This window comes from Sulfitobacter sp. 1A15106 (genome assembly GCF_043556995.1).
GTDB classification, from domain to species: domain Bacteria; phylum Pseudomonadota; class Alphaproteobacteria; order Rhodobacterales; family Rhodobacteraceae; genus Sulfitobacter; species Sulfitobacter faviae.
Genome location: NZ_JBIFFM010000010.1, coordinates 71756 through 93071 on the forward strand (window position 1 = coordinate 71756; position 21316 = coordinate 93071).

19 protein-coding genes and 5 pseudogenes are annotated in these 21316 nt (G+C 56.3%); 13 read left to right on the forward strand and 11 right to left on the reverse strand.

The annotated features are described in order from the left end of the window. Positions 1-95: 95 nt before the first annotated feature. From ACGYKA_RS15500 to ACGYKA_RS15525, 6 genes and pseudogenes are all read right to left on the reverse strand, one after another. Positions 96-1285 (reverse strand): annotated as a pseudogene (locus ACGYKA_RS15500) (DDE-type integrase/transposase/recombinase). A 287-nt stretch (positions 1286-1572) separates the two neighbouring features. Further along, positions 1573-2601 carry an IS110 family transposase gene (locus ACGYKA_RS15505; RefSeq protein ID WP_271690112.1) on the reverse strand — a complete coding sequence of 343 codons (1029 nt, stop codon included), beginning with the start codon at positions 2599-2601 and terminating at the stop codon, positions 1573-1575. Between the two features lie 349 nt (positions 2602-2950). Continuing rightward, positions 2951-3088: pseudogene (locus ACGYKA_RS15510) on the reverse strand (IS5/IS1182 family transposase); the annotation flags it as partial. A 222-nt stretch (positions 3089-3310) separates the two neighbouring features. After that, entirely contained in the window at positions 3311-3787 is a 477-nt protein-coding gene (locus ACGYKA_RS15515; protein WP_271690111.1) for a MarR family winged helix-turn-helix transcriptional regulator, read from the reverse strand. A gap of 530 nt (positions 3788-4317) precedes the next feature. Further along, entirely contained in the window at positions 4318-4737 is a 420-nt protein-coding gene (locus ACGYKA_RS15520; RefSeq protein ID WP_271690110.1) for a hypothetical protein, read from the reverse strand. A 231-nt stretch (positions 4738-4968) separates the two neighbouring features. Beyond that, the gene (locus tag ACGYKA_RS15525) at positions 4969-5679 is read right to left on the reverse strand and encodes an IS6 family transposase (RefSeq protein WP_271690109.1); all 711 of its coding nucleotides are present in this window, start codon (positions 5677-5679) and stop codon (positions 4969-4971) included. A gap of 50 nt (positions 5680-5729) precedes the next feature. Here ACGYKA_RS15525 and ACGYKA_RS15530 point away from each other — a divergent pair. From ACGYKA_RS15530 to ACGYKA_RS15585, 12 genes and pseudogenes are all read left to right on the forward strand, one after another. After that, a pseudogene (locus ACGYKA_RS15530) lies at positions 5730-6224 on the forward strand (transposase); the annotation flags it as partial. 221 nt (positions 6225-6445) lie between these two features. Continuing rightward, on the forward strand, positions 6446-8299 hold the full coding sequence (gene ilvD, locus ACGYKA_RS15535; RefSeq protein ID WP_067626124.1) for a dihydroxy-acid dehydratase: 1854 nt from the start codon (positions 6446-6448) through the stop codon (positions 8297-8299). Positions 8300-8304: 5 nt separating this feature from the next. Beyond that, positions 8305-8418: a hypothetical protein gene (locus ACGYKA_RS15540; protein WP_366142376.1), complete on the forward strand. Its 114-nt coding sequence runs from the start codon at positions 8305-8307 to the stop codon at positions 8416-8418. A 267-nt stretch (positions 8419-8685) separates the two neighbouring features. Further along, positions 8686-9443, forward strand: a protein-coding gene (locus ACGYKA_RS15545) for an IS5 family transposase (RefSeq protein WP_132446007.1) whose coding sequence is annotated in 2 segments (ribosomal slippage) — positions 8686-9007 and positions 9007-9443 — 759 coding nt in all. Because the reading frame shifts where the segments join, the coding sequence is not laid out codon by codon here. Between the two features lie 9 nt (positions 9444-9452). Then, positions 9453-9677, forward strand: a pseudogene (locus tag ACGYKA_RS15550) (ATP-binding protein); the annotation flags it as partial. Between the two features lie 21 nt (positions 9678-9698). After that, complete coding sequence (locus ACGYKA_RS15555) at positions 9699-10331, forward strand: aldehyde dehydrogenase family protein (protein ID WP_394439171.1); 633 nt, start codon at positions 9699-9701, stop codon at positions 10329-10331. A gap of 31 nt (positions 10332-10362) precedes the next feature. Beyond that, positions 10363-11991 carry a GMC family oxidoreductase gene (locus tag ACGYKA_RS15560; protein ID WP_088635906.1) on the forward strand — a complete coding sequence of 543 codons (1629 nt, stop codon included), beginning with the start codon at positions 10363-10365 and terminating at the stop codon, positions 11989-11991. A gap of 150 nt (positions 11992-12141) precedes the next feature. Continuing rightward, positions 12142-13764, forward strand: coding sequence for a long-chain fatty acid--CoA ligase (locus tag ACGYKA_RS15565; RefSeq protein WP_088626200.1), 1623 nt, complete (start codon positions 12142-12144; stop codon positions 13762-13764). Positions 13765-13857: 93 nt separating this feature from the next. Then, complete coding sequence (locus ACGYKA_RS15570) at positions 13858-14544, forward strand: OmpW family protein (protein ID WP_088635908.1); 687 nt, start codon at positions 13858-13860, stop codon at positions 14542-14544. Positions 14545-14687: 143 nt separating this feature from the next. Beyond that, on the forward strand, positions 14688-15875 hold the full coding sequence (locus tag ACGYKA_RS15575) for an acetyl-CoA C-acyltransferase family protein (RefSeq protein ID WP_088626198.1): 1188 nt from the start codon (positions 14688-14690) through the stop codon (positions 15873-15875). Between the two features lie 11 nt (positions 15876-15886). Then, a complete protein-coding gene (locus ACGYKA_RS15580) occupies positions 15887-16483 on the forward strand; it encodes a transposase (protein WP_394418305.1) in 597 nt (198 codons plus the stop codon). A gap of 48 nt (positions 16484-16531) precedes the next feature. Next, positions 16532-16774 (forward strand): annotated as a pseudogene (locus ACGYKA_RS15585) (integrase core domain-containing protein); the annotation flags it as partial. A gap of 575 nt (positions 16775-17349) precedes the next feature. On the opposite strand, the gene ACGYKA_RS15590 reads toward ACGYKA_RS15585, so the two are convergent. The 5 genes from ACGYKA_RS15590 to ACGYKA_RS15610 form a co-directional block, all read right to left on the reverse strand. Next, positions 17350-17982 carry a glutathione S-transferase family protein gene (locus tag ACGYKA_RS15590; protein WP_043753153.1) on the reverse strand — a complete coding sequence of 211 codons (633 nt, stop codon included), beginning with the start codon at positions 17980-17982 and terminating at the stop codon, positions 17350-17352. Positions 17983-17996: 14 nt separating this feature from the next. Then, entirely contained in the window at positions 17997-18899 is a 903-nt protein-coding gene (locus ACGYKA_RS15595) for an NAD(P)H-binding protein (protein WP_394439175.1), read from the reverse strand. Between the two features lie 42 nt (positions 18900-18941). Further along, positions 18942-19439, reverse strand: a complete 498-nt coding sequence (locus tag ACGYKA_RS15600) for a luciferase family protein (protein ID WP_088626197.1) — start codon at positions 19437-19439, stop codon at positions 18942-18944. Positions 19440-19447: 8 nt separating this feature from the next. Further along, positions 19448-20206: a class III extradiol ring-cleavage dioxygenase gene (locus ACGYKA_RS15605; RefSeq protein ID WP_271690108.1), complete on the reverse strand. Its 759-nt coding sequence runs from the start codon at positions 20204-20206 to the stop codon at positions 19448-19450. 123 nt (positions 20207-20329) lie between these two features. Continuing rightward, the gene (locus ACGYKA_RS15610) at positions 20330-20626 is read right to left on the reverse strand and encodes a hypothetical protein (protein ID WP_233145771.1); all 297 of its coding nucleotides are present in this window, start codon (positions 20624-20626) and stop codon (positions 20330-20332) included. Between the two features lie 243 nt (positions 20627-20869). On the opposite strand from ACGYKA_RS15610, the gene ACGYKA_RS15615 reads away from it, so the two are divergent. Further along, positions 20870-21223 (forward strand): helix-turn-helix domain-containing protein, encoded by a 354-nt coding sequence (locus ACGYKA_RS15615; protein WP_229737775.1) that lies wholly within the window; start codon positions 20870-20872, stop codon positions 21221-21223. Positions 21224-21316: the final 93 nt, after the last annotated feature.

Below are 21316 nucleotides of genomic sequence, written 5' to 3' on the forward strand. Positions count from 1 at the left end.
CTAGTCGGCCCAACTTACATAGAGAATAGGTTTTGTGGACCGGGCCCCGTTTCACTGGACACCTAAGCGGTTTTGATCTTGGTTCTGATAAACTCTCAGGGCGAGCGCCAACTTGGGCCACTGTGTGATTGGTTGTCATTATAGTCCTCGATCCATTCTCCTATCAAATTCAAATCGGTTTCGGCGTTGGGTAGTGGAAGGATGCGCGCGCAATTGCGCTTGAGCGTAGGCTTCGGACATACCATTGGATTGCGGGCTTGAAACTGGCGTGAAGCATGACGTCAGGCCGAGTTGGCGAGTAAGAATGCGGGTTTTCTTTGCTATGTAAGCGCTTCCGTTGTCGGATAAGATCTCGATCACCTCTGGCGCATGATAGCTGCCGAAGCGTATATCGACCGCCTCCAGAAGCATGTCATGCACGTCCGAGCCACTGATCCCGGCATTGGCGACAGCCTGCCAGACGATGAGTTCGCGATCATGAGCATCGAGCAGAAACGCCACGCAAATAACATTGCCATTTCAGCAAGTGAACTTCTGCCCATCAGAGTATGAGCGTAGGTTCGACCCCATCATGATGACCTTGCCATCATAGGCGCGTTCGGGCCGGTCGAAGCCGGGTAGCTCCAGCAGCAGGTGATTGGCCTTCACAATGCGATAGACGCGTTTGTGGCTTGCCGGGGCAAGACTTTCTGCCCTGAGCTCCCGGTTCAGTACTGCACAGTTCCGGCAGCAGCCATAGATTGGGCGCTCCGCCACCAAACGCCCAACACGAGGCAAGAGCGCCGCGGCCCGAGCTCTATAATAGCTCCGACACGGCTCCGTTCTTCCGCCCTGGCGTCCATGCAGGTTTGAACGGGATACACCTAACGTCTGTGCCACAGCCGTCATTGGGAACCGCCCGGTTTGAGGTGCCCTAGGCGTGCGCAAGCAAGGTCGGTTTTTTGACCGGGGCTTATCCAGCGCTTCCTTCAAGTTTTCCACTTCCAGGATCTTGCACCCCGGCTGTCGTTCGAGTTCTCCGACGCGGACTTCCATATCTCGGACAGTTTTGTTGCTGGTCACGCTGTCATCCCCTGTTACGGCTACCCTCCCTCCTTCGGGCATCAATCTAAGTCAACGATACAGCAGATTGGGGCCAAGCCATTGCGACGGCCAACGACGGAAACGCTATCCCCGCCGTAGAGGGTCTCTTCAACGATACGCAGCTTTCTGCTGCCGACGGGCGTCGACGGCGTCCGCCATAAGCAATGTTTTCCATCTCAGATATATGTACGTGCCTAAGGATATCCCTAAGCCTTGTGTGGTTGCCGTCCGTAGTGCAAGAGCCATTCTGACTTTTAAACGTGTGATCGAGTTCGGTCTTGTGTCAGGCCTCAAATTTGCGGCTTTGCTTTGGTCGGAGCCGCGGGCCGGTATGGTGATCCGCGGATTGGGTCCAAATCTCCTTGGCGAGCTTGACGCTCCTTGGCTTAAACTGGTTTCCACAATCCGGATCTGTTCGATCATGCGCCCATTCAGGTCATCGACTTCTCACACCTCCTTGCCGGGCTTGGCTTTTAGTTCGTCGGCATGTCACATAGCCGCAGCCAAGGCCGGATCTCGATAATCTTCGTTTTTGATCAGCATAGCCCAGATCGTTCGCGCCATCTTGTTCGCCAGCGCGACTGCCCCCAACATCCGTGGCTTCCTTGACAGTATGCGCGCCAACCATGATCCCGACTTAGGCGGCTTACGGCTAGCCCAATTCACACAAGCCATCGCGCCGATGATTAGCAGCCTTCGGATATCAGCCTGACCAGCTTTCGATACCCGGCCTAGCCTTTCTCTACCACCAGACGAAAATTGCCGGGGAACGAGCCCAAGCCAGGCCGCAAAATCGCGACCACAGCGGAAGTTCTCCATAGCTGGCGCGAAGGCTTCAATAGCCAACGCAGTCACCGGACCTACGCCTGGCATAGTCTGAAGCCGCCGCGCGGACTTACTATGTCGGGATAATTCCGTGAGCCTCTTCGTTTTCTTCTCAATTCGCGCCGTCTGCTCACCAATCTGAGCTAACAAATCGTGGCACTCTTCCCGAACAAGCTCAGGGAGGTCGATCTCGTCCCCTTCGATCACGGCCTTGATTTGCTTGATGCGACCAATACCGAGTGGAATGACTTGACCGTATTCGTAAAGCATCGATCGAAGCGCGTTTACCAATTCCGTCCTCTGACGAACCACACGTTCGCGTGCTCGGAACAGGGCAGCCCGTGCTTGCTGATCGGAAGTCTTAGGCTGCACAAACCGCATCTCTGGCTGGCGCGCAGCAATAACAATTGCTTCCGCATCTGCAGCATCGTTCTTTTGGCGTTTGACGAAGGGTCGTACATATTGCGGTGCAATCAGTTTTACATCATGGCCCGCTTTGGCTAGTTCGCGGGCCCAGTAATGGGCACTTCCGCAAGCTTCTATTATGACAAGTGCTGGCGGTTGCTCCGTGATGAATCGGAAGAATTGTCCACGTGACAGTTTCTTCCGGCACTTCACATGACCTGTCATCGATGCCACGTGAACCTGGAAAGCATTCTTGGCCAGGTCAATCCCGATCATTGTATCCTTCATGTCGCCATCCTCTCTATTCTGGGGCTGTGCCGGCCACAATTTTGGCACAACACGATGCCGTTTGGGGAGGACGGCAACCACCCCATCTCCTTGGTCAGCCCAAGGTGTCTGTTCGAAATGGGGGCCTGTTCATCGCCCCATCTCATACGACGTGCTACACTCGCGCCGTCCCTGTCTACAACGCAGATCGAAATCTCTTTCAGCGACATCCAAACCGACGTAGTATTCCATAGGTAGTTCTCCTCTCGGCTTATATCCTTGAGACCAGCATACCGGACCTCGTTCTTCGCCTGAGAGCGACCGCTGCAATCACACCATGTCGTGTGAGGATCTTGACAGCGATTGCACCGCGTAAGGTATTGCGATTCATGTAAATAATACCGATTAGCAGCTTCTTGTCATCGCCCCAAGGCTTTCCTTCCGACTTGGGAAAGAAGGGAGCCAAATGGGCCATCTGCGCGTCGGTCCGCCAGAAAAAAAGGCTAATACCAATGCTCCATTGTCCGAGCGGTGAATCATGCCGCGCGAGCGAAAACAATTGTTCCTAAGCTACGCCTAAGCGGCGTTACAGAACTGAGAAAACCTGGCGAAAGTAAGAAATATCCAGTGATGCCAGAAAATGGCGCTGCTCGTTGTAAACCTGCCGCAAAATTCACATCTCTGCACGCCACCCTCAGGCTAATGTGGTATTGCTATAGAATTACTTTGGTCATTCAGTTTCAATATCTATAGCGCGCCTTCCGTGATAAGCTGTTAGATGATTATCGCGCACGACTTTCAAAATCTGTTCGAATGCACGCCAGTTTTTGCTGGTGACGTTCCTAGACGTAATGTCTTTCACAGACATCTCTATCTTTTTCAGTTCGTGCATCAAAGGCGTGGCCTTATCAGATATTTGAACCATTCTGGCACGGCGGTCATTTGGGTCGACGCTACGGTATATCAGTCCTGCAGTTTCAAGGTTCTTTATTACTCGCGTCACGCTCATCGCTCCAAAGCCACTTAGTTCAGCCAGATCATTCTGGCTCAAAGGTCCGAAGCGAGCGATATTTGCTAATGTTCTCGCCTCACCGGGCGTAACACCCAAATCTGCTTCGCGTACTTCATGCTCAAACTCCGCTCGCAACATTCGCGCTATATCAAGCAGCAGAAAAAATGGGGTATCTGACTCTACCGGTTGATGCATGTTGCCTGCCCTAGATAAGCGTAGATAGGTTTAGTAGTGGTCCAGCAGTTGCAGCGCAAGTTCAATGCCCCTGCCTGCAAGTCAGTTTGCTAATTGGCATGCGCCCCCTAAGGGTCCGCTTTCCCGAGCTAGCTATGTTTAGTATTTAGTCTTCTTCTTACTGTTGGTGACACTTCCCATGGGAGGGCATCGGGTTCGAATGCGGGCGTGCACTTATATATGATACCAAGTAATCATATCTTCAATAGGTAATATTATGAAATCACGTGGAGGGCCCAGAGCAGACACCGCTCCAGTCATTGTCCGGATGCCGACGGCGTTAATAAAGGCTCTCGATGAGGCGCGTCGGGCGGAGGAGGATCTGCCAACGCGACCGGAATTGATCCGACGTATCTTGGTGGAATGGGCTGAGGGCAGGCAGACCAAGTAATGCTCTCTACTGAGAGTTGATGGGCATGGTGTTAAAGGTGCTGTTTTTGGTGTACTCTGCCTGCCAAAGCGTTTTGCAAGCCGTGCGAAGCCCCCGACGCTTACTTAATTTGATCGGCCCTATCTGTATCGCGCGGCATTTGGACGACATTCTGAGCTGAAGTTTCCGCTGCAACTTGTTGTTTGCCGGCAAATTCCAGCAACGATTTGTGGATACGATAAGCGCGAGACCTTTTGCCGTTTATCTTAGGCAGCCTGTACTGTTGGCTGTTTCTTTCGCCGCCCGCGTGAAGGTAATTGGCATCCTGCAGATACGTAACGGCTGTGTCGGATGTGGCTTTGCCGTGGCTGAGTGCGAAGGTTGAAGCATGCAGGTATATGTAAGTGTCATCCTGATACCCGCGAATGTTTGCTGTATCGTGTTCGGTATTGGTGGCTTCCGCGATGGTCATGAAGCGATCTTGGTTCTGCAGAAGGTAGTCGCGAATGCTTTCAAGAATATTGACCTGGTCATAGGGCATATTGCCTCGATCACCGAGCCAGCGCTTTGCGACTTCCTGTACTGCAGCTATTGAAGTGCCTTCTGGCCATCCGGTGATCCCCCATGTTGAGGCGAGTTCACCTGCGACTGCGATCAGAGCGAAGGCATCGATGACGCGCCGGATTTCTGTTGTTTTGGTATCACCTGCAACAATCCCAAGGGCATTGCCAAGTTGGGTGATCGTGGGCGCAAGGGGGCGTGGCGTGAGCGCTTATGCGGTCATCTGGAGCGCATAGTCGTTCCACAGGCTGAAGGCGTCAGCCCGTGCGTGGCGGTATGAAGATGCGGTGAGACGATAGCGACGGGGACGGAAGAGGGTGTTTATCTGATCATGGGCCGCGAGGAATCTCTGCGCCTGTCGTTGGGACTTGAAGCGCCCCATGATTTTCTCTCGCCGTCGCGTTGGTCTATGAGAGCCCGCGATCCGGTTGTTCAAGCCCTTGTGTGCCCGATGATCGGCGTCGGGAGCGAGCTTCCGGATCGGCGCAAAATAGCTGCGCAGTTTGTCGGTGATCACCACACGGGGCTGGCCGAACTGCGCGATGAGCCTTGCCAGAAAGCGCTTTGCCGCCCTGGCATTTCTGCGGGTTTGCACGAGGATGTCGAGCGTGTCGCCATTGGCATCCACGGCCCGCCACAGCCAGTGCTTCTTGCCACGGATCGGGATAACCACCTCGTCCAGATGCCAGTTGTCTGAAGGCGCTGGCCGGTCTCGTAGGATGCGGGTCGAGAAATGCCCGCCAAAGCGGTTGACCCAAAGCCTGATGCTCTCGCGGCTCACGATCACGCCGCGCTCGGCCAAAAGGTCCTCGACGTCCGCCGTGCTCAAAGCAAAACGGTGCCAGGCCCAGACGGCATAGGCAATGATCTCCCGGGGAAAGCGAAAGCCCTTCAGGCGCGGCATGGATGACGGCATTTTCATCCGAGATCCTGTAGCAGGGGCTCCACGACACAACAACTTGGCAATGCCCTCGGGCCTTCGAAGCAACTTGGCAGCGCTGCCGCGTCCACTGGATGCGCAACGCGCTGGCCCACGTCTCCAAAGGCCAGCACACCGTCGTGGCCGCAGCAATCCGCCAGGCCTTCGAGCGGCCGGACCGCGCCCATGCCGCCGAGACATAGCATCGCGTGGCCGATCAGGTCCGCCCCCGCTGGCTCAAGCTTGCGGATCTCATGGATGCCAGCGAGCACGACGTGCTGGCCGATATGTCTTTCCTGCGTCAACACCGCACAAAGTTGCATTCTACCAACCCGATCGAGCGACTGAACAAGGAAGTCAAACGTCGCGCCGATGTCGTCGGGATCTTCCCGAACGAGGCATCCATCATGCGCCTGATCGGAGCAGTCCTGTTCGAGCAGAATGACGAATGGCAGACCTCAAGCCGCTACATGCTGGTCGAGGCCTTCGCCCAGATCGACAAGGAGGAGATCGACCCCATTCTCAGCATTGCCACAAAAGCCGCCTGATCATGCCCTCAGGTCATCTCCCAATTTACACCACCTTGACGGACGTGACCAACACCCAGAAGTTTGCGACAGAACCCGTGCGCGACATATCTAAGCGTTTTAGACTTTCTTCCACTAGAAGGGAGGGGTCCCGCGATAGCACAAGGCGTTTTTTCGGCCGCGGTACTTTTATTCCTTTCCTAAGTTGGAATAGTGTCTGCCAATCATTTCCGGGGGACCACATGCCTTACTATCGATCAAGAACTAGCACTCATGGCCGCAACATGGCAGGTGCCCGCGGCCTCTGGCGCGCGACGGGGATGAAGGACGGCGATTTCGGCAAGCCGATCATCGCCATAGTCAACAGTTTCACACAGTTTGTGCCTGGCCACGTCCACCTAAAAGATTTGGGTCAGCTTGTCGCCGGGGAGGTCGAAAAGGCGGGTGGTGTCGCCAAAGAATTTAATACCATTGCGGTAGACGACGGCATCGCAATGGGCCACGACGGTATGCTTTATTCCTTGCCCTCGCGCGAAATCATCGCCGACAGCGTGGAATACATGGTAAACGCCCACTGCGCTGACGCAATGGTATGCATTTCGAATTGCGATAAAATCACACCGGGCATGATGATGGCTGCGATGCGCTTGAATATTCCCGTGATCTTCGTCTCCGGCGGTCCGATGGAGGCAGGCAAGATCGACCTTGCGGACCTTGAAATGACCAAGATCGATCTGGTCGACGCAATGGTTGCGGCCGCGAGTGAGACACTGACCGACGCGCAGGTCCAGCATATCGAGGAAAACGCCTGTCCGACCTGTGGGTCGTGTTCCGGCATGTTCACCGCCAATTCGATGAACTGCTTAGCCGAGGCGCTGGGGCTGGCGCTGCCTGGCAACGGGTCAACACTGGCCACCCACGTCGACCGTAAATCCCTCTTCCTGGAGGCTGGTCGCCGCATCGTTAGCATCACCAAACGTCATTACGAAATTGAGGAAAAGGGTTTGCTGCCGCGCGAGATTGCCACGTTCGAAGCGTTCGAAAATGCGATGAGCCTGGATATCGCTATGGGTGGATCGACGAATACGGTACTGCATCTGCTGGCCATAGCCAGCGAGGGCGAAGTCGATTTCACGATGGACGACATCGACCGGCTGTCGCGCAAGGTGCCTTGCTTGTGCAAAGTGGCGCCGAACATTGCAAACGTCCATATGGAAGACGTTCATCGGGCTGGCGGCATATTCTCTATTCTGGGCGAACTGTCGCGGGCCGGGCTGCTGCATAACGATTGCAGCACGGTGCATGCCACAACGATGGGTGAGGCGATTGCCAATTGGGACATCAAGGTCGCCAACAATCCTGAGGCCGAAAGTCTGTTCAAAGCAGCCCCTGGCGGTGTGCGCACTACAAAGGCCTTCAGCACGGGAAACCGGTTCAAGGAGTTGGACAGGGACCGTGAAAAGGGCGTGATCCGGTCTAAGGCCCATGCCTTTAGCCAGGACGGCGGCCTTGCGGTTCTGTTCGGCAATATCGCAGCCGAAGGCTGCATTGTGAAAACAGCGGGGGTTGATGCCTCTATCCTGAAATTCACAGGCACCGCCCATGTTTGCGAAAGCCAAGACGCCGCCGTCAATGACATCTTGACCGGCAAGGTGAAGGAAGGCGCCGTAGTGGTGATCCGCTATGAAGGGCCGCGCGGTGGGCCAGGCATGCAGGAGATGCTTTATCCAACGTCTTACCTTAAATCCAAGGGGCTGGGGAAAGCCTGCGCTTTGCTCACTGATGGGCGGTTCTCGGGTGGAACCTCCGGTCTGTCGATTGGCCACGTCTCGCCTGAGGCGGCAGAGGGTGGCGCCATCGGTCTAGTCGAAAATGGCGACACGATCAAAATCGACATCCCCAACCGCGCTATTCACTTGGCAGTTGATGATGCGACGCTCGTCGCTCGCCGCGCCGCACAAGACGCAACTGGCTGGCATCCTGCGTCACCGCGCAAGCGCAAGGTTTCAAAAGCGTTGCATGCCTATGCCGCTTTAACCACCAGTGCAGCGAAAGGAGCTGTGCGTGATATATCGAGGCTAACCTCTGGCCAATAAAAGCGATGGCCGAACATTTGGATTACCCGCCAAGTGCGACCGACTGGCTGCTGACAACTTTGGTTAGACTTGGATATCCTCGGCAAGTTCGGGGCATTGGCGAGTATTGCTGTCGATGAAGTTCCCGTCCGTTGGCATGACCTTCCTTGAACAGAACGATATCACGGTCTTGGTGCAGTCTATCCTGAGCAATCTGGGAAAGCGCAGCGGTGAACTTGTCCGCCTCAGCATTATCGAAGACGGGCGGCTGTGCTTTTTGCCACCTGTCATGGGTGTTGTCACATTAACGGGCCTGAGGTTGCTGATTCATTGATTTCGTCTTAGGCTCAGGACCCATTGATTATCGTGGAGCCGCATGATTCACCGTCCGAAAACGGAGCGGTGATATGTCTGATCTTTTCTGGCTGAACGATGCGCAGATGGCGCGGCTGGAGCCCTACTTTCCGAAATCCCATGGCAAACCACGTGTCGATGATCGGCGGGTTTTAAGCGGGATTATTTTCATCAATCGCAATGGTTTGCGATGGCGAGATGCGCCTAAGGAGTATGGCCCCCACAAGACGCTCTATAACCGTTGGAAGCGTTGGAGCGACAAAGGCATTTTCGCACAGATGATGGTGGGACTGGCTGCCGAGCACAGCGAAAAGAATACCGTGATGATCGATGCTACCTACCTGAAGGCTCATCGCACAGCGTCCAGTTTGGGCGTCAAAAAGGGGGGCGTGGACGTCTTATTGGACGAACCAAAGGCGGCATGAACACCAAACTTCATGCAATCTGCGATAGCCGGGGGCGCCCACTCAACCTGTTCGTAACGGCAGGACAGGTGAGCGACTACATAGGTGCGCGAGCGCTTTGCGATAGTCTTCCGGATGTCGATTGGCTGCTCGGCGATCGCGGCTACGACGCCGACTGGTTCAGAGAAGCATTAAAAGACAAGGGGATACACGCCTGCATCCCCGGACGAAAACAGCGGAAGGCGACGGTGAAGTATGACAAGCGCAGATACAAACGCCGCAATCGGATCGAGATCATGTTCGGCAGACTCAAGGACTGGCGGCGCGTTGCCACTCGCTACGACCGATGCCCAAAGGTCTTCCTCTCAGCCATCGCTCTCGCCGCCACTGTCATCTACTGGCTATGAGTCCTGAGCCTAAGCAAACTCTACGAGCGCACCAGCGTCGTCATCACAACCAACCTGAGCTTTAGCGAATGGGCCAGCGTGTTCGGTGATGCAAAGATGACCACCGCGCTCCTCGACCGCCTCACACATCGTTGCCACATTCTCGAGACCGGCAATGACAGCTACCGGTTCAAGGCCAGCTCCGCGACAGCCAAACAGAAACGAAAGGAAAAAGCGGCATTGACGCCATCATAACGCAAAGAACATAACAACTGGGTGGGTCAAGTCTCGGTGAAAATGCCGGGTCAGTTCTCGGTGACAATCAACACGCCCGAGGCTCAAAAAGCAACGCCCGACTATTGCCGGATTGTGAACGAACGTCACTTTGACAGGGTTCGCAACCTGATCGAGGATGCCCGTGCCAAAGGCGCAAGCATCCTTCAGGGCGGGCAGACAGACGCGGCCCAGAATTTCGTTGCCCCGACGCTGATCTCCGAGGTTTCGGACGATATGGAAATCACTCAGGAAGAACTGTTTGGGCCGATCTTGCCGATCATCGAATATGTCGATCTGGATAAAGTTATCGACAAGATCAACGCAAACCCCAAGCCGCTTGCCCTGTATATCTTCGACAAAAGCAAGGGCTTCGCTGATCAGATCATCACGCGCACCTCTTCGGGCGCGGTGGGCGTAAACCTTACAGTGGTGCATTTCCTGCACCCGAACCTTCCATTTGGCGGCGTCAACAACTCCCGCATTGGGGCGGCCCATGGCGAATACGGCTTCAAGGCCTTTTCCCATGAAAAAGCCGTTCTGGAGGAAAAGCATTCGATCACGCATATGCTTTTCCCGCCTTACACGGGCTTTGTACGCCGTCTTATCAACATCGTGGTCCGGGTGCTTGGATAACAGCCGCCCGTAACCAATAGGGAGAGAAGAAATGTACGACTATATCATCGTCGGCGCCGGATCCGCTGGTTGCGTTCTGGCCAACCGGCTGTCGGCAAACCCGGCAAAACGCGTCGCGCTTATCGAAGCAGGCCCAAAGGACAAGAGCCCCCTGATCCACATGCCATTGGGGATCGCCTTGCTGGCCAACAGCAAAAAGCTGAACTGGGCATTCGACACCGAACCGCAAGAGCACCTGAATGGCCGCAAACTGTTCTGGCCACGCGGCAAGACGCTGGGCGGGTCGTCGTCCATCAACGCCATGGTATATATTCGTGGCCACAAGGCCGATTACGACTACTGGGCGTCCGAGGCAGGCACGGATGTCTGGGGCTGGGACCGCATGACCGACCTGTTCAAGCGCATCGAAGACAACCATCGGTTCGGTGCAACCGAAACCCACGGTAGGGGCGGCGAGCTCTCCGTGAGTGAGCTGAAAACCGTGAACCCTCTGAGCCGTGATTTCGTACAGGCTGGGCGCGAACTGCAGATCCCCCACAACGGCGATTTCAACAGCGCCGAACAAGAGGGCCTGGGCATGTATCAGGTCACGCAAAAGGACGGTCGGCGTTGGAGCTCGGCGCAAGCTTTCCTGCGCGGGGCTGAAGCCCGGTCCAACCTTGAGATTTTCACCGACGCCCGCGTGACCCGCGTTGTCATGGAGGAAAAGACGGCAACCGGTGTCACCTTACAGAAAAGTGGCGAATATCGCCAACTGCGTCTCAACGACGGAGGCGAAGTGATCCTGTCTGGCGGGGCCGTGAATTCGCCTCAACTCCTCCTTCTGTCGGGTATCGGGGATGCCCAAGAAATTAAACGGCATGGTCTAGCCGTCGTTCACGACCTTCCCGAGGTTGGCAAGAACATGGCCGACCACCTCGATGTAACGATTATGCATGCTGCTAGCTCACGGCGCCCGATCGGTGTCGCGCCCAGCTTTCTGCCGCGTGGCATTGGTGGTTTGTTTTCCTACATCTTCAGACGTAAAGGGTTTCTCACGTCAAATGTTGCGGAAAGCGGTGGGTTCATTAAGTCGTCCCCTGAACGCGATAGGCCGAATGTTCAGTTTCACTTCCTGCCCACATATCTGAAAGATCATGGCCGCAAGATCGCTTTTGGTTATGGCTATACGCTTCACATCTGCGATCTTTTGCCCAAGAGCCGCGGCTATATCGGCCTCAAAAGCCCGGATCCGATGGACGATCCTCTGATTCAGCCGAATTATCTTAGCGATCCGGAAGATATGGGAACGATGATTGCAGCCTTCAAAGCTGGGCGCAGGATACTCGAAGCGCCGGCAATGTCTGTGCACAGCAAATACGAAGTGCACCCCGGTAAATCTGTACAGACCGACGATGAGATCGCGGCATTCATTCGGGAAAGCGCAGAAACAATCTATCATCCGGTTGGTACATGCCGAATGGGTGCGGACAAGGATTCTGTGGTCGACCCCGAGCTTAAGGTTCGCGGTGTATCAGGGCTGCGAGTGGTGGACGCATCCATCATGCCAAGCCTTGTCGCTGGAAACACCAACGCCCCGACCATGGTCATCGCTGAGAATGCGGCCGAGATCATTCTGGGGCAGGTGCGTATTTTTAACAGGAGCCGGTCTGTTGCCTAAAAAATCTTACGAAAATCATGAAAAAACAGCCAGTTGCCAAGGATGCGATGGGATTTGTTGTAAGAAACTGCAAGCCGCGACTAGCGGCTTGCGAGCCTACCAGACCGACCAAATAGCCGCTCCCAAACACAAATCCGGAAAGGAAGCTAAATGCGCGGACAAATGATGGCGATGCCCCTCACAATACACTCACTCATTGATCACGGCGCTCGCTATCATGGCAACACCGAGATCGTGTCGGTGGAAACAGATGGCACAAAGACAAAGACGAACTGGAAAGGGATTTCGGATAGAGCCCGTCAGCTCGGCTCCGCGCTGACAAAGCTGGGGCTCTTCAAAGGGGATCGCGTGGCGACGATCGCGTGGAACAACGCGCGGCATCTGGAATGCTACTTCGGCATTTCCTGCGGTGGACTGGTGTGCCACACGATCAATCCGCGCCTCTTCCCCGAACAGCTTGTCTATATCATCAACCACGCGGAAGACCGGGTCATATTTTTTGACGAGACGTTCCTGCCGATCATCGAAGGGATCAGAGAGAAGCTGACAACTGTCGACACCTTCGTTCTCATGTCCGCGCGTGACGAAAAGGCAGCCAGCAAGATCCCCGGACTTATATTCTACGAGGACTTCCTGGCCACGGGGGACGAAAACGCCGATTGGGTGGATGTCGACGAAAATGACGCCTCCAGCCTTTGCTATACCTCCGGCACCACCGGAAATCCCAAGGGCGTTCTTTATTCGCACCGCTCTACGGTTTTGCATTCCTTGGGCGCGGCTCTTCCCGATACGCTGAACATTTCAGCGCGCGAAGTGATGATGCCGGTGGTTCCGATGTTCCACGTCAATGCCTGGGGCATCCCCTATGCCGCCGCGATGGTCGGCGCCAAGCTGGTCTTGCCCGGTCCGGGGCTTGATGGTGACAGCCTCGCAAGGCTGATCGACGACGAAGGCGTGACGGTCGCGCTTGGTGTTCCTACAATCTGGCAGGGGCTGCTTGCATCGCTCGACAAGCTTGGCTCCAAAGCCGAGACCCTCACACGGACGGTGGTCGGTGGGTCGGCTTGTCCCCCGTCAATGATCGCTGAATTCCGCGACAAATATGGCACCGAAGTCGTGCACGCCTGGGGCATGACAGAAACCTCGCCTCTGGGGACTGCGAATGCCTTGCTGGAACGCCATGCGGGCATGACCGTGGAAGAACAGGCGAAAGTGCGCGAAAGCCAGGGCCGCCCGCCCTACGGTGTGGAACTCAAGATCGTCGACGATGCAGGCAGTACAATTCCCGAGGATGGGGCGGCGCAAGGCAATCTTCGCATTCGCGGCCATTGGGTCGTAGACAGCTATTTCGGTGTGGAACCGGGCACGACTTTGGAATCCGATGGATGGTTTGAAACCGGCGATGTGGCCTCGATTGATGCTGATGGGTTCATGACGATTCGAGACCGCTCCAAGGACATCATCAAATCGGGCGGGGAATGGATTTCCACCGTCGAACTTGAAGGAATCGCGGTCGGTCATCCCGGTATTGCAGATGCCGCAGCAATTGCAGCGAAGCATGTAAAATGGGACGAACGGCCGGTCCTTGTCGCTGTAAAGGCTCCAGGAGCAAGAGTGTCAGAGAAGGATGTGATTTCCTTCTTCTCCGACAAAGTCGCCAAATGGCAGATCCCGGATGCGGTCGTTTTTGTGGATGAACTTCCACGAAACGCAACTGGCAAGGTGCTGAAGAACAAGCTGCGGGAAGCATATGGAGACGTGCTTCTGGCGTAGCCTGAAAACAGGCAGGCGGATTTGCAGATCGCATGTTCCGCCTCCTTGAGACCGAGCAAAATGCGCGGAAAAACGACCAAAAGGGAGGAATAAATGAAACAATATAAGGTAAAATCCAAGGGGTCTTTTGCCTCGAAGTTTGTGTTGATCACGATGCTTGGTTGCTTTTCGTCGTTCAGCGTCGCAAATGCGGAACCGCTTTACTCCAAAGGCGACTGGCTTTTTGGCCTGAATGCGGCGAAAGTATTCACGAACGAAACGTTGGATTCAATCAGCGCGGGCGGTGCGCCAATACCGGGGTCTGGTATCGATATCTCCGATGACACCACACTGAGTTTCGATGTTTCTTATTTCTTGAATTCATCTTTGGCATTGAATTTTTTTGGTGGTTTTCCTGCAACCGCCGATCTTACAGGAACCGGCAGCTTGGGGGGGATGACCGTCGGAGAGACAAAATACGGCCCTGCCATATTGTCCCTTCAATACCACTTTTCGACTAATTCATCCGTTAGCCCTTATGTTGGTGCCGGTATCGCTCGAATCTTGTTTCTGGAAGAACAAGGGGATGCTCTCGCGGACTTCGACTTGAAAGACGCCTGGGCGCCTGCTCTCCAAGTTGGAATGCGCTATCAAATGAGCGACAATTGGTTTGCCAATGCTGATATACGTTATACCCCATTCGAAACAGATATCTCTGGGACACTCGGCGGGGCGCCGGTCAGAGGCAAAGTTTCGGTGGACCCAACAATCTTGAATATCGGTGTTGCCTACCGGTTTTAAGGTGTCGTTTCTGACGGAAGTAACCCGGAGCGCGCGTGTCGCGCCTCGGAACATTTACTTCCGAACTTCTTGAAAAATGATTTCTGTACTGGGCAACGGACCAACGCGGTCTTTTTGATGCAGAACGAAGCAACGGTGAAAAAATGAAAGATATCGTAGTATTGGACGGTGCGCGAACAGCCATCGGAACCTTTGGAGGGGCTCTTGCCAACACGCCGCCCATCGAGCTTGGGGAGATCGTGGCGAAAGAGGCGATTGCTCGCTCTGGCATCGATGGCAGGCAAATTGAAAATGTGGTGTTTGGTCATGTTATTAATACTGAGCCGCGTGATATGTATCTTAGCCGCGCGGTCGCAATTGGGTCCGGAGTGCCAGAAGAAGCGCCTGCAATGAACGTAAACCGGCTCTGCGGTTCTGGGCTTCAAGCCATCGTGTCTGCGGCGCAGTCGTTGATTCAGGGAGATGCGGCCATAGCACTTGCCGGTGGCAGCGAAAGCATGAGCCGCTCGCCGTATATCATGCCGGCCATCCGCTGGGGGCAAAAAATGGGCGACACTGGTGCAACCGACATGATGCTCGGCGCACTCAATTGTCCGTTTGGCACAGGGCATATGGGGGTCACGGCGGAAAATGTTGCCTCAGAATATGCAATTACCCGCGAGGTTCAAGACGAGTTTGCACTGCAAAGTCAGGAGCGCGCCCTGAACGCGATCAATAACGGGTATTTCAAATCCCAGATTGTTCCCGTCGAGGTGAAGGTCAAACGCAACATGGTGTCTTTTGATACTGATGAACATCCTAAGGCAAGTACACTGGAATCGCTTGGAAACCTGCGCCCAGCCTTCCAGAAGGATGGTACCGTCACGGCGGGAAATGCTTCGGGCCTAAATGACGGGGCCGCCGCAGTTGTATTAGCGACTGCAGATACTGCAGCCAGAGCGGGATTGATACCGCGAGCAAGGCTGCTCGGCTATCATATAGCAGGCGTGCGTCCGGACATCATGGGGATTGGGCCAATTCCAGCGGTATCAGGTCTTCTAAAGAGAACAGGACTGACAATTTCAGATTTTGATGTGATCGAGTCGAATGAGGCTTTTGCGGCGCAAGCTTTAGCTGTGAGCAAGACTCTTGGTTTGGACAATAACAAGGTGAATCCCAATGGTGGCGCAATAGCTCTTGGACACCCGATCGGGGCATCGGGGGTTATAATCTTTCTAAAGGCGCTCTACGAGCTAGAGCGTACAGGTTTGAAACGGGCTCTGGTAACCATGTGCATTGGTGGTGGGCAGGGCATCGCGGTTGCTATGGAAGCTATCAGGCCTTCGACGTAAACGTGCCGCTTTTGAACACGCTTGCCGATGGCTACGGGGTTGTTCTGGCCACGCCGATCGCCCAGCTCAGTCAGCTGATGGGCTCGAACCTGATCATTGGCGACATGGTCTCGATCATGGGGTCCATCGGACCCGGACTCTCCATGGGCGTGCTTAACGACGGGCTCGCCGCCAGCAAATACCGACCCTGTCCGCTATTGGTGAAATACGTCGAAGTCCGCTGGCTCGGACAAAGGACCAAACTCGGGTTTTACGCCCCGACCGCCGATTTGGCCGAGGCCGAGCTCGATGGCTTCGAGGAAAAATGGGCCGGGAAATACGCCTCCATCGCCCCGGCCTGGCGCCGGGCGTGGGCCGAGGTGATCCCGTTCTTTGGCTTCGATCCGGCGATCCGGAAAATCATCTACACGACGAATGCCATAGAAAGTCTGAACCGCGTGATCCGAAAATCGATCAAGACGCGCGGCTCGTTCCCGACCGACGAGGCCGCAACCAAGCTGATCTACCTGGCAATCCGCAAATTCGAGAAGGATGGCCGAAATGTCCGGGAATGGTTTGCATCCCGCAACCAGTTCGCCATAATGTTCGGCGAGCGCTTCGACGCTTGAGTATCTGAAACCGCATGGACCGGGCCAGATACACAGAGTTCAGGACACTCCCTGGACGGCAAGGGGCGCTGCCTCGACAACATCTTCATCGAGCGCCTCTGGCGATCGCTGAAGTATGAGTGCGTCTACCTTCACGCCTGGGAGACCGGTTCGCAAGCCAAGGCCGGCGTTGGCCGATGGATCACCTTCTACAACCACCAGCGGCCCCACGCCGCCCATGGCGGACAGCCACCCGCCGTGGTCTACTTCAACCAAATCAAAACCGACCAGCAGGGGCAGAGAGTAGCTTAAATCACCCAGGAAACTGTCCAAGCGTTGGGGAGCAGCTCACTGTTTTGGCTTCCGTGCTGAACGGGGACCTGTCCGAACGAACGAAATATGAAGCCCCGAAGCAGCCTATTGCAGGCAACATTGCGAGCTTCATAAGTCCTACACCACCCTTGCTCAGGGCAGCATGACCCCGCGTTCTGAACGGTCACATACATCAGCGTCCAAGAATTAAGGGAACAGTGACACCCGCATAGCTGTCCTGCACGGTTACACTGTGCTCGGCATCCCGCTCGCGGAGGCTGTGAGATCAGTCTTTGTCTTGGACGAACGGCACGTGCTCCATTGGCGCGACGGATGCTGAGTTATCGGACCTGATGAATACACCCCGCGCGAAAACTCTAAAGATCGGGATGAGACACAGCATTTACATCCCAAAACCGCCGCATTGCTTCCGGAGGAACTCTTGTCAGGTTGGTTGTCGCGGCTGTCTGCGGCTAATTTCTGTCATGCGACGCTTCCTGCTCATGTCTAAATCTGATAGCGGGCCGATCGCCGGACGTGATGCAGATCGTTCAATCATCGCGGCGAGCGCGATGTCAGGCGAAGAGCGCAAGAAGCGGTGCTACGGCCTTCTGCCAGCTGTCACGCGCTTCAAGCCGTCCGATCCAGCCCGCGATTCTGGGGAATTCGTCCAGCGAAATCCCCGCTTGGTCGCGATACATGAATGTGGTCGCCAGATAGAAGTCGGCAAGGCTGAGTGCGCCTGCAATCCAATCCTTATCGTCGAGTCCGGTTTCCAGAACGGCAAGGAACTGATCGGTGGCTTTCCGTTCCACTTCGACCACAGTAGGATCAGGATCGCCCATGCCGAATTTCTCTTTGAGGAACAGCTCAAAGGACAACTTCTGCATCGCCGGGCCAAGGTGGATGGCTTGCCACCAGGCCCACTGATCGACGAGGGCCCGCGTCTTGAGGCCATCAGGATAGAGCCCTGCCTCGGGCCGGATCCCGGCCAGATAGGCACAGATCGCCCGGGACTCCCAGAGCACGAAATTCCCGTCCTCCAAAACAGGCACCTTTGCATTTGAATTGCGGGCAAGAAATTCCGCCGCGCGGTTGTCCCCGGCACGGATGTCGACCTCGACGATTTCGAGTTCCACGCCCAGTTCGTGCGCCACCGCCCGTACACGCAGCGCATTCGGTGAGAAGTTCGCGTTGTAAAGCCTCATGACATTTTCCAGCATTATTGTTCCTGCGGCGCCTGAAGAAGCGCCGCGCGGTTAGCGGCCAGGAAATCGGCCACCGACTGTCCGGGCTTGCCGGTGAGCGATTCGAGATCGCCGCTGGCCACATCGAGATAGCCCTGCGCGATTGCTTCGTCGAAGGAGGCAAAGACCCTCGCCATGAACTCCGGCAGTCCATTTGCGATCATCGCCTGCACCAGATCCTCGGCGGGCAGGGCGACATAGGGGATTTCCTTACCCGCAATTTCGGACAAGATCGCCGCGACCTCGGCCTGGCTGACCGTCTCCGGCCCGGTGATATCGAGGGTCTTCCTTCCCGTAGCTTTCATTAGCGCCGCGGCTGCGGCACGGGCGCAATCCGCGCGTGTCACATATCCGGTCTTGCCATCTGCTGCGGCGGAGAAATGCGTGCCCATGGCGACGCTCTGCTGGCCGCCCATCAACAGAAAGTCGGTGTACATATTGTTGCGCAGGATCGAATGATCCGCCCCACTTTCCGTGATCAGCTTCTCGGTCCCTTCGTGGTCTTGAGCGAATCCGATTGGACTTTCCGCGACTGGGCCTGCGAAGGAGGTATAGACGATGTGGTCGATACCTACCGTCTTGGCCGCAGCAATCGCATTGGAATGAGCTGCGAGCCGCTTGCCCGGCTCCAGATCGTCGGTGGAGATGATGAGGAGACGCTTGCCGCCCGCGAAGGCTGCTTCAAGAGAAGCCGGGTCGTTGAAATCGCCCTCGCGCGCCTCGACTCTTTTTCCCGCCAGATAGGCAAGCTTGTCGGGAGTGCGCGAGATCGCGATGACCGGCCCGGCACCTGCCTGAACCAGCAGGTCGACCACCTGCCGGCCAAGTTGTCCGGACGCGCCGGTCACGATGAAGGGGCCGTTCTGGATGTTGGACATGGTATCTCTCTTATCTTGATGTTTCTGCAAGCGCGCTTGCGATCAATCGTGGATTTGGGTGGGGGCGGGATTCGCCAGCTTGCCGCGCGCGAAACCCCAGCTTGTGGTCAGGATTTTGATCATCACATCGACCTCTGCCTCATCGCGTGGAGCAAAGGCCATGATCGCATTGGCCGGGATGTATCCGGCCGAGGCCATCGGGTGCTGTTCGCCCCATCCCTTCGCGATGAGTTCCTCAATCGCCGGCAGCGGCAGCATCATGTGCGACGAACCGTCATAGGCGGGATGCACATGCTCAAATTCGCGTCCGATCATGAAGGCTTCGCGCGGGCCGCAGGCATGCGGCCGCGGCAGGACTAATGCCTCGGCGCCGGGGACCGAAATACCCGATCGGCAACGCTCGACGAAGGGCAGGGCGAAGGCCTTCTGCTTGAACAATGCGTGAATCTCGGCCGAGGAGTTCTGCGACACTTGCTCATGCGGGGCGCACTCGGTGGCTTCGGGGCGCGGACCCTGCCGCAAGGGAAGTTCGAAGCACATATCTGGTCCTATCCAAATCTGAACGCGCTTTCGACCGCGCCCAATACGTGATCCTCGAGGGTCTTTTCCCCCCGATCCGCAAGCGCGGCGCCGGCCACGACGTGCAATGGAATTAGATGTTCCTCGCGCGGATTGGCGTCGCGTGCGCCGAGTGCCCGATCCCAAGCAGCCAGCATGGCGCGGCGCGCCCCGGGGTCTTCATAGGTCACCGCACCCGTGAGCCATCGGTCAAAGTCGCCGCCGTTCACCGGGCCATCGGGTCCGCCCCTCATCGCCCGCATCATCTTGCCCATGTTGTGATAGGTGTTGCCGGACCCGATGATCAGAACACCTTCGTCTCGCAAGGGCGCCAACGCGCGACCAGCAGCAAGATGCGCCTCAGCGTCGAGATCGTCGCGCAGGCTCAGTTGGACGGTAGGTATGTCGGCCTCAGGCAAAGCCACCTTTAGCGGAACAAACACCCCATGATCGAAGCCACGCGTGGCGTCGGCCCGGGTTTCAAAACCCGCGCCATTCAATAGCTCGCTTGCACGGGCCGCCAGCGTAGGATCGCCTAGCGCGGGCCAGGTCAGCTGATAAGTATGGGGGGGAAACCCCTGATAGTCGAACAGCAGCGGCGGCGCGGAGTTGGTCTGCACGGTAAACACCCGTTCCTCCCAATGGCCTGAGATCACGAGAAGCGCCTTGGGCTTTGCCGGCAGGCTCGCAGGCAAAGCCTCAAGGAAGCTGCGGTGCCTGTCCCAGGTGTCAGGCGGGTTCCAGTCCATGAAGAAGCAAGGGCCGCCTCCTTGGGGAACAAACACTGTCGGCTGCCTTTCGGTCATTCTGTCGTCCTTTTGAACCCCAAGCCCGAGGGTGGATGGCCAGCGCCGTGGCAACTCCGCATCGGATTAATTCGTCTCTGTCGGAAACGTCGGCGCATATGCCGACTTTACCGCACGCACGCGATTGGCTGTCATCCACGAGGCGATCAGGAGCACCCAGGTCGCAAGAGCCGGTGGCCAGCCTGGATCGCCCGCGCCCACATGCGCCCCGAACGCCAACACCAGATGCCAGAACATCGCCGCGTAAGCCCAGTCCGCCAGCATCGCCGAAGGGCGCCAAAGAATCACCACCGCGCCGACAATCTTCAAAATCGCGAGCGGCCAGATGATGTATGTGGGATAGCTCAACACCTCGCGATACATGCCCGCGACCATATCGTGGGATGAGATGTAGAAAGTCGCCCACCCAGATAGACCAGCGCCACAAGGCCGGTCGCGATCCAGTAGACATACTTTGCCACGTTGTCACTCATCACCGCACTCCCTGTTTGCAAGGGCTTGTTCAGCCGCAGTTTCCGCTCTAAGTACCTTTAGGTGTCTTGCATCGTCCGTGAAAGTAGGCACTTAAAAGTAACTAGATTACTTTAACCGCGAGGATAATCCACGATGAAGAGCGTCCAGCCCCCCTCATGCCCGATGGAGGCGCTTCTGCGTGTCATCACAGGCCCTTGGACGATCTATATACTCTGGGTTCTGTCCGAGCAGGGACCGCAGCGTTTCGGCGCGCTCAAGCGTTTGGTGCCCGGCATTTCCACCCGGGTCCTGACCGAGAGGCTGAGAATGCTGGAACATGCTGGCGTTGTATGGCGCGAGCAGGCCATGACCATCCCACCCGCTGTCACCTACGGGCTGACTGAGCGCGGCGCGGAACTGCGCGGCGTGCTGGACAAGCTTGGCTCGATCGCACGCCGCTGGGAGGCCGAGGGTGCCTTTGTCGGGACCGCAAGCGCGGCAGAATGACGGTACCCCTCCTGTTCGCGGGATAATCCCTCGCCCGAGAACAACTCAGGCAGAATCAGACCCGAAGCCCATGACGAATTGAAAACGGCGCTA

Excerpts from the sequence above, each read along its gene's own strand:
- ACGYKA_RS15605 (WP_271690108.1), bottom strand. The coding sequence starts at position 20,206 with ATGGACTGGAACCCGCCTGACACCTGGGACAGGCACCGCAGCTTCCTT.
- ACGYKA_RS15610 (WP_233145771.1), bottom strand. The coding sequence starts at position 20,626 with ATGTATCGCGAGGTGTTGAGCTATCCCACATACATCATCTGGCCGCTC.
- ACGYKA_RS15590 (WP_043753153.1), bottom strand. The coding sequence starts at position 17,982 with ATGAGGCTTTACAACGCGAACTTCTCACCGAATGCGCTGCGTGTACGG.
- ACGYKA_RS15525 (WP_271690109.1), bottom strand. The coding sequence starts at position 5,679 with ATGAAAATGCCGTCATCCATGCCGCGCCTGAAGGGCTTTCGCTTTCCC.
- ACGYKA_RS15565 (WP_088626200.1), top strand. The coding sequence starts at position 12,142 with ATGCGCGGACAAATGATGGCGATGCCCCTCACAATACACTCACTCATT.
- ACGYKA_RS15515 (WP_271690111.1), bottom strand. The coding sequence starts at position 3,787 with ATGCATCAACCGGTAGAGTCAGATACCCCATTTTTTCTGCTGCTTGAT.
- ACGYKA_RS15595 (WP_394439175.1), bottom strand. The coding sequence starts at position 18,899 with ATGTCCAACATCCAGAACGGCCCCTTCATCGTGACCGGCGCGTCCGGA.
- ACGYKA_RS15505 (WP_271690112.1), bottom strand. The coding sequence starts at position 2,601 with ATGAAGGATACAATGATCGGGATTGACCTGGCCAAGAATGCTTTCCAG.
- ACGYKA_RS15560 (WP_088635906.1), top strand. The coding sequence starts at position 10,363 with ATGTACGACTATATCATCGTCGGCGCCGGATCCGCTGGTTGCGTTCTG.
- ACGYKA_RS15540 (WP_366142376.1), top strand. The coding sequence starts at position 8,305 with ATGGCCGAACATTTGGATTACCCGCCAAGTGCGACCGACTGGCTGCTG.
- ACGYKA_RS15615 (WP_229737775.1), top strand. The coding sequence starts at position 20,870 with ATGAAGAGCGTCCAGCCCCCCTCATGCCCGATGGAGGCGCTTCTGCGT.
- ACGYKA_RS15575 (WP_088626198.1), top strand. The coding sequence starts at position 14,688 with ATGAAAGATATCGTAGTATTGGACGGTGCGCGAACAGCCATCGGAACC.
- ACGYKA_RS15600 (WP_088626197.1), bottom strand. The coding sequence starts at position 19,439 with ATGTGCTTCGAACTTCCCTTGCGGCAGGGTCCGCGCCCCGAAGCCACC.
- ilvD (WP_067626124.1), top strand. The coding sequence starts at position 6,446 with ATGCCTTACTATCGATCAAGAACTAGCACTCATGGCCGCAACATGGCA.
- ACGYKA_RS15520 (WP_271690110.1), bottom strand. The coding sequence starts at position 4,737 with ATGCCCTATGACCAGGTCAATATTCTTGAAAGCATTCGCGACTACCTT.
- ACGYKA_RS15570 (WP_088635908.1), top strand. The coding sequence starts at position 13,858 with ATGAAACAATATAAGGTAAAATCCAAGGGGTCTTTTGCCTCGAAGTTT.